We start from the raw sequence: 14,466 nt of genomic DNA on the forward strand, positions 1-14,466 counted from the left end.
GTTTTTCAAAATAGCACCATTACATACATTCCATTTTTGCCATACCACTAATACATTCTAAACCAGATAAACATCCAGGCAATAAGCCAAATAATAGTACAGAGCAGAAATCAGGTATTGTTAAAAAATGAAATGATTTATAAAGGATATACTTTATATAAAACTTACCTCTCACAAGATGAGATAGAATCAGGATTTGTTGCTTCTCTTATGAGAGTACTCAGCCTGAGTCTTCTCCATATCTTATTATTTAGCCTATCTGGTCATGCACAAAACAAGCATCTCACAGATAGCTTGCAGGCCTTGTTGAAAACTATGCCAGAAGATACCAATAAAGTAGAGGTACTTCGGCTATTATTTAATGAATATCGTTATTCTGACCATGAACAAGCTAGAATAATTGCTCAGAAAGAATTAAGCTTATCATTAAAACTAAAATATACTTTAGGAGAAGCCTCTGCCTACAGACATCTCGGAATTTCCCATGCACATAAGGGTAAAAGTGTGCAAGCAATTGAATATTATCTAAAAGCCATTCCATTGTATGAAAAAATACATGAGTCATTCTTTGTAGGTGCTTGTTTTAATAACATCGGTAGTGTATATATGGATCTGAAAGAATGGGATAAGGCTCAAAATAACCTCTTCAAAGCTATTAATATATGGAAACCTTTATCTGATGGTCCTGAAGGAACATGTATAGCCTTATCCAATCTTGGAGATATCTACCTTGAGCAGAAACAGTACAAGCAAGCTTTGCAAATGTATGAACAGTCGCTGAAAATAGCTCAACAACTGAAACTCACCTGGCTGATAGCAGGGACGCAAACAAGTATTGGCAACGTATATATCCGTCAACAAGAATATACAAAGGCAACTAACTACCTTACTAAAGCATTGGTAATAGCAGAGCAAAATCATAGTAATTCCATACTTACTCAGATATACTATTATCGAAGCGAAATTTCTCTTGCCAGTAATCAGCTTCAAAATGCTTTAGATCAAGCTTTTAAGGCATTGGCATTTACAAAAAAAACAAAATCCAGCCGATGGCAGGTAAAATGTTACAAACAATTAGCTCACATATTTACATTACAGGAAAACTATAAACAAGGAGTACACTTCCAGGATTTATATATCTCCTTGAATGACAGTTTGAATAATGTTCAGCAAGCACTTCAGATTGAAAAATTACAATACAACTATCAACTGGAAAAGAAAGACCTTATTAATCAATCTCTACTAAAAGATAAAAAACTCAAGGAAGAAGAATTTGATCGTAATAAGACAAGGCGTAGGTTTATTCTTGGGCTACTACTAATTTTTATTGCGACTACGGTTTTCTATCGGATTACATACAAGCGCCAGAAAAGAATGAATCAGACGATGGCTCTACAACAACAGGAGATAGAAGCGCAAAATGAAGAAATCAGGTCCCAAAATGATCAGATTTCTATTCAGAGAGAGGACCTTACCAAAGCAAATGCAGCCCTCAATAAACTATTTAGTATTATTGCGCATGATTTACGGGCTCCATTCCGGTCTATTGAAGGTACAATTACTCTATTCGAAGAGGAATTACTTGATCCTCAGGAGATGCAGATTGTTGTTCAGAAGCTGGGAACTCAGGTACATAAGTCTTCCGAGTTATTGGATAAATTGTTGCTGTGGTCTAAAAGCCAGCTTGAAGGCTTTCAGGTAAATCCTAAAACATTTGATTTAGCGGAAGTAATTTTCAGAAGCACCGAAATACTAGAAATCCAGGCTAACCAGAAAAAAATCAGCATTACGACAGAAATAGAATCTTCCTTGAAAGGGTATGCAGACCCTGATATGATTGAAACTATTGTACGTAATCTGGTTAGTAATGCAATCAAGTTCTGTAAAGAAAATGATACAATCTGTATTCGTGCAATCTTGAAGGGAAGTCATATTTCTGTATCTGTTCACGATACAGGGCAGGGCATAGATGAAGAGGTCAGAAAAAAGATATTAACTCCCACAAGCTTTTACTCTACAGTGGGCACATCAGGTGAGAAAGGTACAGGACTTGGAATACATCTTTGTCTGGAATTCCTGGCATTAAATAATGGGCATCTACATATTGAAAGTATACCCGGAGAAGGTAGTATCTTCACGTTTACTCTCCCACAAGAGAGAAGCAAAATACATGAAGCCAGTATTTGCTGATTTAACTGGAATCATAGTCACTCAAAAGAGATTCGGAATTCCGATTGTTTTGAGGATTCATCAAAATTCTGATCAAATCTTCTCGCAGAGTAAAATTGGTAAATCTGCCATAAGATATTGGCAGGTGATAACTCAAACAGTATTCTTCTTTTTTTCCTGCTCACTTCTGGCAATTGACTGTGCCATAATACTTGCTACCAACAATTGTAAGGCATGGTAAAGCATCAATGGCAACAGCATAATTCCAGCCATTGCTACATCTGGAAATAATACTTTAGACATAACGGTACCATGTACCAGTGATTTCTTCGAGCCACAAAATAAAGCAGTGATACGATCTTCTTGTGAAAATTTCAATAACTTACTAATCAGATGTACCACAGAAAATACCAGGAAAAATAAAGCCAGCATACCTACTCCCAACAGAAAAATATCTATCAATGTATAACTATGGAAGATACCTTCAGAAAAAGATTCGCAAAACGAAGTATAGACAATCATTAGAATAATGGTCTGATCCATCATCCGAAGCTTTTGTTTATTCTTCTCAGCAAACTCTCCCCATCGGGAATGTAACAATACACCTAATACAACAGGCAGCAATACCTGCAAGGCCAGCTTGGCAATCACATCACCCAAGTGATAATCTCCAGAATTAGCGTTCAGAAAGGAACTCATCCACAAAGGAGTAATAAAAACACCCAGTAAGCTTGAAATGCTGGCATTGAAAATTGCTGCCGGCATATTACCTCCAGCGATCGACACCATAACTACAGAAGAAGAAACTGTAGAAGGAAGAGTAGCCAGATAGAATACAGCCAACCATAATACTTCTCCATGTTGGGCTTTAAACAAGCCTTGCAGACACAGAATCAGGCAAGGGAAAAGTATAAATGTAGTAAAGTGTATCAGTGTATGTAATCGCCAGTTGCTCAATCCCGCTTTTAACTTCTCCGGGCTTAGGCGTAATCCATAAAAGAAAAAAATCAATGACACACCATAATTGGCTATTTCATCCAGATGAAATGGACTATTTTTTGTGCCTGGATAAGGAAATAGATAAGCCAAGCCAATCATTGACAGAAGTGCAAGCAGAAAACCATCTAATCCAGCTTTTTGCAGAATAGCTGCTATTTTCTGAAAGCCTGTAGGGTAATTACTCATAGAGAACAAATTTGTAATCAAAGAATTATTAGTGTAACTGCTCCAATTATGTTATTTGTTCCCTATGTATAAAACAACACTTTAATTAATAGTAAAATAAGTTACTGATCAATCAGTTAACTTTGATCATATAGACACCATCTGTGAGAGTAACAGGCGTATTATTAAACCGTAAAGCAGAAGCATATACCCAGCTCCCGCAATTATTGCTACTCTGATAAGTATCAACCGAAAGAGTGCCTATTACTTTTCCGGAAATTTCCAGATCGAATGAGGAAATACTTTCTCCTCTGGCAGTTGCTATAACCAAATAACTACTGCCATAAAATAGTTGCGAATTAGTAGGCTTCCCAGTAGTTACATCAGAAATATAGGCCTTGGAGCCACCCTTATTTGTATATGAGATCTTAAGAGAGCCACGATTATCTGCCGTAATAATAGATTGATTAGTACTATCCAACAACGCAAATACCAATGCTGGAGGTGAAGTCACACAAGGCTCTTCATCTTTCGAACAATTTAATAAGACTACATTTAAGAGTAGTAATAAGGTAATTTTGGAAAAAATGTTTTTGCTAAGCATATTCCGGGTTAGAATATAGAATTAAATAATTTAAAATATTTTAGACAACTTCAAGGCCTCAAAGATACAATACGACATGCATAAATTCACATATAGTAGGTATAACCTTTTTTAAAGGTAGTTACTTTCCCACCAAAGGACTTTCTAATAAAAAAGCCTCTCTGTCCTTGCTACTAAGTATTAGCAGCAAAGACAGAGAGGTTGAAAGAATCCAGAAATATACTACAGAGCAGGTTTTGGCACCTGAGTAGTTACTACTTTTTGGGTAACATACAGGTGAATCATATACATCATTGCTACTGTAACCAGAATAGAACCAATCACTACATAACTTAAAAGATCATAATGTTCCAGAGGAGCATTCTCTGATGGTTGAAAAACAATTAAACCTGCCACAGCAGAGGCTATTCCTCCTGAGATCTGCTGTATAGATGAGTTTATTCCCATAAAAGCACCTCTGTCCTGAGGTAAGGGTACGGCACTCACTAAAGCAGAGGAAGAAATCATACGGGAAGAGATTCCAACAAAGAGAATAACATTGATCGGAATAACTGTCCACAAAGGAGTAATTCCCAAATGACAATAAATAAATATCATCACGCTACTTATGGCAGAACCAATACAAAACATTTTATATTTACCAATTTTATCACTGATTTTTCCAACAACAGGCCCAGCTATCATGGCACAGACACCTGTAACCATATAAATCATAGGCAGGTCATCCAGCGACAACCCAAGGTTATGCACACTAAATGCGCTTCCAAATGGCATAAGCATAAATCCGCCTGTTGCCAGAAGGGCTGTAGCAGCAAATGCTTTCAGATATTCAGGTTGTGAGACTGTATGGACCAGATGCAGAAATGGATTCTTGTCTGACCGAATTCTTAAATGAGCATCTATAGGTTGCATATATATAAATACAGCAATCCATATCAATATACTTATTCCTACAATCATCAGAAATGGAGAATGCCACCCAAGATGATTGGCCAGATATAGACCTACTGGAATACCAAGAATCTGACTGGACGCAAATGCCATTTGTACAAATCCCATGACCTGCCCTCTTACTTCCATTGGAAAAAGGTCTGTAATAATAGCAAACCCGATAGATCCTATTACACCACCAAATATACCTGTAACTACCCTAGCAGCCAACAGAGATTGATAATCAGGCGCCATCCCACAAAATAGCGTTCCGATAATAAAACCGGCGTAAAAGAACAAGAGTAATTTTTTACGATCAAACTTATCTGCAAATCCTGCAGCCAGTAATCCGGATGCACCTGCACTAAATGCATAGGCAGAAACAACCCATCCGAATTGTTTGGTTGAAATAGTAAGCTCTTTCATTAACTGTGCACCCAAAGGTGACAGTACCATAAAATCCAAAATGATTGAAAACTGAAGAATAGCTAGTATGGCGATAATAAATATCTGATAGCTGGTAAATTTTTTTTCCTTAGATGTAGCTTTATTTTTCATGAACAGGTGTAGTTAAGTTGTTAGTCTGGCAACTCTTCACAGAAGAAGCCAGCCTCTCTTAGTAAAAAGATAATGTCCTGCGGGTACAACACAGACGAATTGGATTTCACACGTAATACCCTGTCTGTATCATCCTGAGCTATATTCCAATGAAGGATTCGGGTATCAGCATTCAGGACAGGCGTTATTGTCAGCAGATCTTTTTTGTTTCGAATATTGGTCCGAAAAATTAAAATGTCATTTTGCGTTGTAGTGATAGTCATAACTGTAAAATTTGCAATGAGGCATTGGTGTACATAAAAAATGTAAATCACATCTGATCATCAATCAGTCCATACTGATAGGCAACAGGTAATACTTGTCTGTTGGGAAGACGTATCAGACAGATGCTTTACTTTATAAACTACTGAGTTATTTTACTGAGGCGGCTTATTTCTGAACTATATAGTAAATAGACTACACGTATCTACTAAGGCTCAATTTACTGTGACTATATATTCATCTGAAAAAAATTTGCATGAGTGGTATCCAGAATAGTTAAATTCTTATATTGACTACACTTATGGTTTTAATGCCTTTATGACTAGGGTAAGTGTCTGTTCAATGTAATCATCTGTTAAGCTAAAATCCCGGTTCCCCATATTCTTGCCGGTTTGGTGAAATCGAATCAAGTTATAAAGTGGGGCAAAGGCTATTGACCAGAATACTTCAACAGGTACACTAACTAACTCTCTATTTTGTATAGCGTTCTGTATAAACTTCCCCATAACCTCTTTAAAGTCTTCGACAATAGACGCAGTTATTTTATCTCTATAAGGAGAATGTTTAGCTTGTTCAAAGAAACAGGTTGAGATACCCTGCTCCATACAATACCGAACCCGGTTATACCACTGAACACGTAATCCTTCTGCAAATGGCATTTCAGGAGAAAAACTCTCAAATGTGGCGGCAATCATCTTCTTTCCTTCTTCTATCCCCAACTTTACAATCAAATCATCTTTATCTTTATAATAGATGTAAAGAGTAGCAGGAGATACGCCTGCTGCCTTTGCCAACTTTTGCATACTAAAACCATCAAACCCTTCATTCACAAGCATTTCCAATGCTTTTACCTTTACTATACTTTCTTTATTTTCATCTCTTGTTCTCATTGAATACAAATATAAATGAATGTTCGTTTACTTATAAAGTAAAAAACAAAATATTTTTTATAAAGATCACGACACATAAAAAAATCCATTGCTGGTATGCAATGGATTTTCAGAAGCAGTTTAGTATACTTATTTCTTTGTTACCAATTGTAAATTATCCTTATGGGTACCCCAATGATACCCTATTTCAAACGGTAAGGGTTTAACCCGACTACTGTCTTTGTAATCATGGTCAAGTTCTTTCTGGAAACGCCCTTTAAACTCTTCAATAGGAGGTGTATACACTCCGTATAGTTGTACATTCCATTGAGCAGAGTCGTAATATTTATAGGCAATTCCTGTATCATCCTGTAAAATGGCCTTACATTTTCCAAGCATTGCATTCCTGATTATTGAAAATGACTCATAATGCATCAGATAGCTGGCAGACTTCAAATACCCAACACATCCTTCAGGCAAAGCATCCAGAAAAGCTTTTATAGCAGGTTTCACCTTAACTCCATTATCGGAAAGATCTCCAGAGTAGTAAAATACTGATTTAGGCTTTCGCATATCTGTATCCAGGAAATCAATCCGAACCAAACGAGGCAATTTTTTAGGAGAATCGCTTGCTGTACCAACCCAGTTCATTGTCTGTCCATTCTCCATCAATAATAAGGGTTGTATTTTTGTAACTATATGATTAGTACGTACAAGAAAAGTACAGATCATGGGTACAACTCCATTTATCTTTGGCATATCTGCCGACATTTTTTTTGTCAGAAAATAACTACGCTGAAAAATATCTCTCAATGCACCTTGCATGGCTTCACAATAGCTTGCAACTTCTTTTTCTGATTTGTCACTTAAATCAGGTAGATCACCTATCGGTTCCAGACCAAATAAATAGTACGTATCTGCCTTAGGAAAGAAAGTAGTAGCGTGAATAAAATCAGGCCCGGAAAACGGATAGAAGACAGTTGTAGCAGATAAATTTTCTAGTTCAGTCTCTGACCAGTTGCGCATCTTATCCAGGCGTTGTCTGTTGACACGAGCCCAGCTGCTATCCATTGTTGCGGCAAATTTCCTCCAGGAAGTATACTCACTTACAGCTTTATAAGGATTGGTATCTCCATCCTGCATTCCTGCAATAATTCGTGATGTATAATCATCCGTACGATCAAAGGATATGGGATCTGCTGTAGGTTCTGACTTTACAGAATCTTTGTGAGAAACAGAGTCAACTGTGGCAACATTCTCTTTTTGTTCGTTTTGGGTATCAGTACCACAGGCAAAAAATCCAATACAACACAATAGTAAAAAATAAGAACAGTATACCTGAACTTTCATGTAAATAAGGTGCAAGGTTAAAAGTTGTTAAAATTATATAAATCCGGAACAAAGGTAGTAGCTTTGTCAGTCGAAGCAGGCGCAAAATACATAAAACAAAAGATTATCAACAGATAAGCCAAAGGTAACTCAGCCATTTAATCCGTTTTTTTTTCTAAAAGCTGGTAAAGCACTAGTAACTTCTGTCTGATTGATTGTTTTATTCTCATTGAAAGATCTCATTCAGCATACAACATGTGTCATCTGCTAATGAAATGTGTTCCTGAAATTATATATGAATCTGGTTATTGATATTGGCAATTCTTCTGCAAAAATAGGTTATTTCGGAGCAGACTCTTCTCACACTGTTTATAAGAGAGTCGATTCCAGTGAATTACCAGCTATAGCAACGGAGATAAAGCCCGACTTTATATTAATCTCATCCGTTACAGGAGATGCTGAAACGTGGAAAGAGGCTCTTTCAGATATAACGTCTGATATCTGGATTCTAAACAGTCAGTTACCATTACCATTTAACAATTATTATAAAACTCCTCATACCCTTGGAACTGATCGTATTGCAGCAGTAGCTGGCGCGCAGGCATTATACCCACAGCAATCCTGTCTGATTATTGATGCGGGAACCTGTATTAAATATGAATGGCTGGAAAATGGCATAGACTACAGGGGAGGAAGTATATCACCCGGATTGCATATGCGCTTTCAGGCTATGCATACGTTTACCCGTAAATTACCTTTGTTGGAACCGGAACAAGAAGTATTTCTTACAGGCACTACGACACAGGAAGCAATACAAAGTGGAGTTATCAAAGGTATGACAGCAGAAATTGAAGGGATTATTGAGCAATACAAACAACAATACTCTGTTAGTAATGTAATTATTTGTGGGGGAGATGCACATTTTTTTGAAAGGCAGCTTAAAACTCCGATATTTGTTGTTTCGGAATTAGTTCTGATTGGTTTAAATCATATTCTAAATTATACTATTGACACTTTAAAGAGATAGTAATATAGAAGTATAGTGATTCATTTTCTTAGTAGAGCATTGATTCGTATACTTTTATTCTAAAATCCTGAACTCTGAACCTATTTCACATGCGTTTTTTTCTCAGATTATCTTTTGTCTTTGCTTTTATTCTTTGTAATACTGTTTTACAGGCCCAGAATATGGGGAGCTCTCCTTACTCTCAATTAGGGATCGGAGATATCGTAAATCCTGCCTTTGGACCTCAACAAGCGATGGGAAGTGCAGGTGTTGCTTATTCCAATGGTTTCTTTATTAATAATATGAACCCTGCTTTATGGGCCAGAAACAGAAGTGTTACACTGGAAGTTGGCGTGATAGGTCAGTATAAAAAAATGAGTACAAGTGATGCATCCAAGACAGTAACGGGCGGTACGCTAAATAACCTGGCACTGGCACTTCCTGTAGCGCGTTACTGGACAACTGGATTGGTTTTGTCTCCTCTTAGTTCTGTAAACTATGATATTAGTGATACAAGAATATTAACAGGTACAGCTTATACTGCAACCACACGTTACCTAGGTAAAGGCGGATTTACCAGTTTAAACTGGAACAATGGATTTAGCTTATTAAAGAACCGGTTATACCTTGGATTGCAAACCTCTTATATTTTTGGGGCTACAACTAAGGAGAATATCAGTCAAGTTCATGGACTTCCTTTTACCTCTGCGTATACTCAGAATATCACAGCATCCGGATTTACCTTCAAACCGGGATTTGCCTATCGGAAACGAGTTAACTATGACAAAAAAGATAGTTTAAAAATTGTATATGTGAGTTTTGCAGGTACTTATGATATACCAGGAAGAATTAATCTTCAAAGAGATCGGGTACTGGAAAATCGTTCAGATAATGGAGAATCGGGCCCCTTCGGACAAGATAGTCTGGTAAAAAATGAATCAGGAAGGGTATTGATGCCAGGTGGATTCAGAGCAGGCTTTAATATAGAGAAACCATTCAAATGGGCTGTATCCGGAGACTTCTATTACAAAAACTGGTCAGGTTACGATATCTCCTATAATACAGATTCACTATCATCAGCCTATGGATTTGGTGTAGGAGCCGAATATACTCCCGACATTAACTCTGTCAACAGTTATCTGAAACGTGTAACACTCAGAGCAGGTTTTAACTACAGTCAGATGCCAATCAAGTATAATGATAAACAATTATCTGACCGAAGCATAAGTTTTGGGGCATCGTTCCCAGTTACTACTCAGGATCGAAGTGCACTTTCCTATCTGAATGCAACATTTGTTCTGGGTCAGCGTGGTGACAAAGCGATGGTTAAGGAGAATTACTTCAAAATTGTATTTGACTTTAGTATTAGTGCATTTGACTGGTTCCGCAGGTATAAGATTGATTAAGGCATGGTATTTGGTGCTGTATTTTCTTCCATCTATATATCGCTATGAAAAATATACAAACAAAAAGCAAAATACTGACCCTGGGGTTGGTATTTTGTGTTTTAATGACTTCCTGTGAAGAGGATACACCTGCCCAGCAAACAGGAAAGTACAAAGGCCCAAAACGGGAAGAGGATAACATGGAGTTGATTATGACGGATTCAGCCCGATTAAGTGTTCGGCTGCAGGCACCTAAGCTATTGGTGATGCAAAATGAAGATCAACATTTTACGAAAGGGATCTTTATTGAGTTTTACAATAAAAACGGCGTTAAAACTACTACACTACGAGCTGATAAAGGTGTTCAATATCGGGCTACTAACATACACATTGCGCTTGGAAATGTAATAGTTACCAACCTGGAAAAGAATCAGACATTGAAAACAGAGCGCCTTAACTGGAATCCGGATACTAAAAAATTGTATACAGATAAATTTGTTACAATTCTTACTCCAGAAGAACGGATAGAGGGGACAGGTCTGGAAGCCAAGCAGGATTTTAGCTCTTATACAATGCGCAAAATTTCAGGAGTATTTTCTGTAGACCAATAATATTTTATTTTAAGTATACGCTTTATTTTAACGAAGAAATAGATATTTGTGTAAACTGTAATTATGCAACTATCTATTTCCGGATTCATTATACATCAATTCCGACAGTGAAACTTATTGACGTACTTTTATTATATCCGGCATTTGCACTTCTGCTTATTGGACTGCATCAAATCTTGTTAAGAGGTTTTGCCCAGAGTTATTGGATTTTGATGTTTGCTCTGATTTTATTGTTTGGATACCAATGGCGTAGAACAAAGCAGGCAACTCAGCAGACAAGTAAAAAACCACCACAGTCAACATCAAAAGCCACCAGAAAGAAAAAATAATAATTAATATGCTGTCTTTAGAAGAAAAGAGATGAAGCATTAGTCTATTTAAAATATCTTATCTGACACTTCATGAATTCTGTACTGGGTATATTTCTGGCATTGCTATCTGCTGTTTTTTTTACCAGTATTGAAATTGCTTTTGTTTCTGCCAGCAAACTTCACATAGAGTTACAGGAAGAGCAAGGCTTATACTCAGGCAAGGTATTATCTCGGTTTGTTAAAAACACTTCCGGATTAATTGGTACAACGTTGATCGGAAAGATCCTTTCAACCGTGGCTTATGCGATATTGGCATTCAGCCAATTATATCCCTGGTTAAAAGATCTTCTCCAGACTACTCTGTACAATCATAGTTACATTCTATTGCCACTATCCTTACTTCTGACATTTACAGGGTATTATCTGGTTGTAGAATGTCTCACAAAATTCTTGTTTCTGGTGAATCCTCATCGCTGGTTACAAATTGCCATCATTCCCTTTCGGGTTGCCTATATTCTTCTGTATCCCTTTATGACTGGTATGGCTACTATTTCCCGATGGGTAATCAAGCATGTACTACGTATTCCGGAAAAAGACATACAACCCTTGTTTAGCCAGACAGAATTAACTGTATATCTGGAACAGCTGGACTATACAGAAACAGCTAAAGAAGAAGATGAGGTAGATACTCAGATCTTTAACAATGCACTTTCATTCAAACGAATCAAGGTGCGAGATTGCATGATTCCCCGAACAGAAATTTCTGCAATAGATATTGAAGAGGGTATGAGTGAGTTAAAAAGAGAATTTGTAGAGAGTGGGCATTCTAAGGTGTTGGTATACAAAGACTCTATTGATAATATCATTGGGTATTGTCATGCGATAGAGTTATTTAAAAAGCCAAAGGAGATTCAACAACTTTTGACCCCTGTAAAAATCGTAGCCGAAACTACTCCTGTTACAGATGTATTAATAGAATTGACACAGTCACAAAAGAGTCTGGCAGTGGTTGTGGATGAATATGGGGGCACTTCTGGTTTGGTTAGTATTGAAGATATTATTGAGCAATTGTTGGGTGAGATTCAGGACGAATATGATATAAGTGAAGACTGGGTAGAAGAAAAGCTAAATGAGTCGACCTACTTACTGAGTGCACGTCATGAGATTGATTATCTGAATGATAAATACAATTTAAACCTTCCAACAGGCGAATACGGTACATTGGGAGGGCTGATTATTTCAATCTATGAAGATCTCCCTTCTGTAAATAAACAAATTCAGCTATCTCCTTTTACATTTACAATCCTGTCAATGAAGGATTCGCATATTGATGTTGTTAAATTATCCATTGAGGAGAGTAAAGATTAAATTTGCGCTATGTCAGAAAAGATACCTGATACAACCATCGAAACAAAAGCCAGTTTACGTCGTACATACCTTACCAATCAGAAAAAGTTGTCACAGCAAGAGGTCCAGAGCTTAAGTCAACAAATTTCTGATCAGTTATTTCTGACTTTCAACTTTCAGACTTTCCAGACAATACATTGCTTTTTACCCATTGTAAAGAACAATGAAATCAATACATGGCTGATAATACAAAGGCTCCAGCAAGACTTCCCGAATACTCAGATTGTAATACCTAAAACAGATGCAGCATCCCTTTCAATGATTAGCTGTTTGCTGGCACAGGATACAGTTCTTACAGTATCAGACTGGGGTATTCAGGAGCCGGAAGTTATTGAGAGAATAGAACCTACACAAATAGATTATGTATTGGTCCCACTTTTAGCTTACGATCGAAAAGGATATCGTGTAGGATATGGAAAAGGATTCTATGATCGGTTTCTGGCACAATGCCGTCCGGATGTAATAAAGATAGGATTATCTTACAATGTTCCCGTAGAAAAAATAGAGGATATAGATCAATACGATATTCCTTTGGACTATTGTGTCACTCCTGAAACAGTATGGATGTTCTGATAGCTCTTGGGTCTTATATACATACCGATACATATGATACTCATACAGTAAAAATCTACCTTTATCCTGGCGTCAACCAACAGATAAAGGTAGATACTGAATTATTATTTGGCAAAACGTAAGCGATAATCAGCCCGAGCCTTCCCTTTGCTAATGTCAGTTAGCTTTGATTGAATCAGGCGCTTCTTCATAGCAGACACCTTATCTACAAACAATACTCCCTGCAAGTGGTCATATTCATGCTGAATGATCCTGGCAGGAATACCTTCATATTCTTCAGTATATTCGTTCCAGTTCTCATCAAAATAGTGAATCTTTACTTTTGGAGGACGATTTACGTCGGCACGAATACCGGGAATACTCAAACATCCTTCTTCAAATGCCCATTCGTCACCAGTTTCTTCCAGGATTGTTGGATTCACAAATACCTTTTTAAACTTCTGCAATACCTCATCTTCCTCATCCATAGGGCTACCATCTGTTACAAATATCCGGACGCTCATTCCTATCTGAGGGGCAGCCAAGCCTACTCCACTGGCATTGTACATGGTCTCATACATATCATCTACCAGCTTTTTAATATCAGTTCCTTTCTCAATTGGCTGTGCGACTTTTTTCAGAACAGGGTCGCCATACGCTGTAATAGGATAAATCATAAACTAAATCAGTGAAAACGTTTTTACAAAGATAGGCAAAAAAAGGCGGGCAGGAAAAAAAAGGAGAATTTGAAAGTCAGCATGTTTTTAATATATTTGGTATAGCTAGATAGATTACAGCATTTATTCTGTTTTTATGAACAAATAAATACCAAACATCGATATGAAGGAAATTGAAAGTTTATTACCTCATAGAGACCCTTTTCTCTATGTAGATTCTATTATTTCGGCCACACTGGAAGAAGTAATCGGAATAAAGCAATTTGATAGTTCTGATTCATTTCTGAATAGCAGCTTTCCGGAAACATCTTATGTGCCTGGAATGATTTTAATTGAGTCAATGGCACAATGTGGTGGAGCCGGGGCCCGAAAAATAAACGCAACCGAAGGGCTTTTTGGCCTGGCAGGTATCGAAATGGCGTGTTTTCACGCAGGTGTAGAATTTGGTAAGACAGTCAAAATGATTATTAAAAATCTTAAAATAAGCACCAAGATCGTAAAACAATCAGGTATAGCCTATGTGGATGAAGTTCCTGTCGCAGAAGCAACCTGGGTATGTATTAAGATTCAATAACCTATCTTTCATAAGCATTGCCTCCTTTCAACAGTTTTAGGATAGTACTATTGAAGAAA

Annotated in this window: 14 protein-coding genes; 7 read left to right on the forward strand and 7 right to left on the reverse strand. The window is 37.1% G+C overall.

Annotated elements, in window-relative coordinates:
* Nucleotides 1-210 precede the first annotated feature (210 nt).
* Entirely contained in the window at nucleotides 211-2,190 is a 1,980-nt protein-coding gene (locus tag QNI15_RS26145; protein ID WP_314034535.1) for a tetratricopeptide repeat-containing sensor histidine kinase, read from the forward strand.
* Between the two features lie 132 nt (nucleotides 2,191-2,322).
* Here the strand turns inward: QNI15_RS26145 and QNI15_RS26150 are convergent, their stop codons facing one another.
* The 6 genes from QNI15_RS26150 to QNI15_RS26175 form a co-directional block, all read right to left on the reverse strand.
* The gene (locus QNI15_RS26150) at nucleotides 2,323-3,354 is read right to left on the reverse strand and encodes a bile acid:sodium symporter family protein (protein ID WP_314001809.1); all 1,032 of its coding nucleotides are present in this window, start codon (nucleotides 3,352-3,354) and stop codon (nucleotides 2,323-2,325) included.
* Nucleotides 3,355-3,466: 112 nt separating this feature from the next.
* A complete protein-coding gene (locus tag QNI15_RS26155) occupies nucleotides 3,467-3,937 on the reverse strand; it encodes a hypothetical protein (RefSeq protein WP_314001807.1) in 471 nt (156 codons plus the stop codon).
* 222 nt (nucleotides 3,938-4,159) lie between these two features.
* Nucleotides 4,160-5,425 carry an MFS transporter gene (locus tag QNI15_RS26160; RefSeq protein WP_314001805.1) on the reverse strand — a complete coding sequence of 422 codons (1,266 nt, stop codon included), beginning with the start codon at nucleotides 5,423-5,425 and terminating at the stop codon, nucleotides 4,160-4,162.
* A 20-nt stretch (nucleotides 5,426-5,445) separates the two neighbouring features.
* On the reverse strand, nucleotides 5,446-5,688 hold the full coding sequence (locus QNI15_RS26165) for a hypothetical protein (protein WP_313986460.1): 243 nt from the start codon (nucleotides 5,686-5,688) through the stop codon (nucleotides 5,446-5,448).
* 297 nt (nucleotides 5,689-5,985) lie between these two features.
* Nucleotides 5,986-6,576 (reverse strand): TetR/AcrR family transcriptional regulator, encoded by a 591-nt coding sequence (locus tag QNI15_RS26170; protein WP_313986458.1) that lies wholly within the window; start codon nucleotides 6,574-6,576, stop codon nucleotides 5,986-5,988.
* Nucleotides 6,577-6,705: 129 nt separating this feature from the next.
* Nucleotides 6,706-7,905 carry a hypothetical protein gene (locus QNI15_RS26175; protein WP_314001803.1) on the reverse strand — a complete coding sequence of 400 codons (1,200 nt, stop codon included), beginning with the start codon at nucleotides 7,903-7,905 and terminating at the stop codon, nucleotides 6,706-6,708.
* 274 nt (nucleotides 7,906-8,179) lie between these two features.
* On the opposite strand from QNI15_RS26175, the gene QNI15_RS26180 reads away from it, so the two are divergent.
* The 5 genes from QNI15_RS26180 (at nucleotide 8,180) to QNI15_RS26200 (ending at nucleotide 13,177) form a co-directional block, all read left to right on the forward strand.
* Nucleotides 8,180-8,911, forward strand: coding sequence for a type III pantothenate kinase (locus QNI15_RS26180; RefSeq protein WP_314034537.1), 732 nt, complete (start codon nucleotides 8,180-8,182; stop codon nucleotides 8,909-8,911).
* An 89-nt stretch (nucleotides 8,912-9,000) separates the two neighbouring features.
* Nucleotides 9,001-10,296, forward strand: a complete 1,296-nt coding sequence (locus QNI15_RS26185; protein ID WP_314001800.1) for a hypothetical protein — start codon at nucleotides 9,001-9,003, stop codon at nucleotides 10,294-10,296.
* Between the two features lie 44 nt (nucleotides 10,297-10,340).
* A complete protein-coding gene (gene lptC / locus QNI15_RS26190; protein WP_314001798.1) occupies nucleotides 10,341-10,886 on the forward strand; it encodes an LPS export ABC transporter periplasmic protein LptC in 546 nt (181 codons plus the stop codon).
* A gap of 401 nt (nucleotides 10,887-11,287) precedes the next feature.
* Nucleotides 11,288-12,565, forward strand: a complete 1,278-nt coding sequence (locus QNI15_RS26195; RefSeq protein ID WP_314034539.1) for a hemolysin family protein — start codon at nucleotides 11,288-11,290, stop codon at nucleotides 12,563-12,565.
* Nucleotides 12,566-12,574: 9 nt separating this feature from the next.
* Nucleotides 12,575-13,177 carry a 5-formyltetrahydrofolate cyclo-ligase gene (locus tag QNI15_RS26200; protein WP_314034541.1) on the forward strand — a complete coding sequence of 201 codons (603 nt, stop codon included), beginning with the start codon at nucleotides 12,575-12,577 and terminating at the stop codon, nucleotides 13,175-13,177.
* Between the two features lie 104 nt (nucleotides 13,178-13,281).
* On the opposite strand, the gene def is transcribed toward QNI15_RS26200, so the two are convergent.
* Nucleotides 13,282-13,833, reverse strand: coding sequence for a peptide deformylase (gene def / locus QNI15_RS26205; protein WP_314034543.1), 552 nt, complete (start codon nucleotides 13,831-13,833; stop codon nucleotides 13,282-13,284).
* A 163-nt stretch (nucleotides 13,834-13,996) separates the two neighbouring features.
* Between def and QNI15_RS26210 the strand changes: the two genes are divergently transcribed.
* A complete protein-coding gene (locus QNI15_RS26210; RefSeq protein ID WP_313986443.1) occupies nucleotides 13,997-14,407 on the forward strand; it encodes a 3-hydroxyacyl-ACP dehydratase FabZ family protein in 411 nt (136 codons plus the stop codon).
* The last annotated feature ends 59 nt before the right edge of the window (nucleotides 14,408-14,466 follow it).

This window comes from Xanthocytophaga flava, from assembly GCF_030068545.1.
Taxonomy (GTDB): domain Bacteria; phylum Bacteroidota; class Bacteroidia; order Cytophagales; family 172606-1; genus Xanthocytophaga; species Xanthocytophaga flava.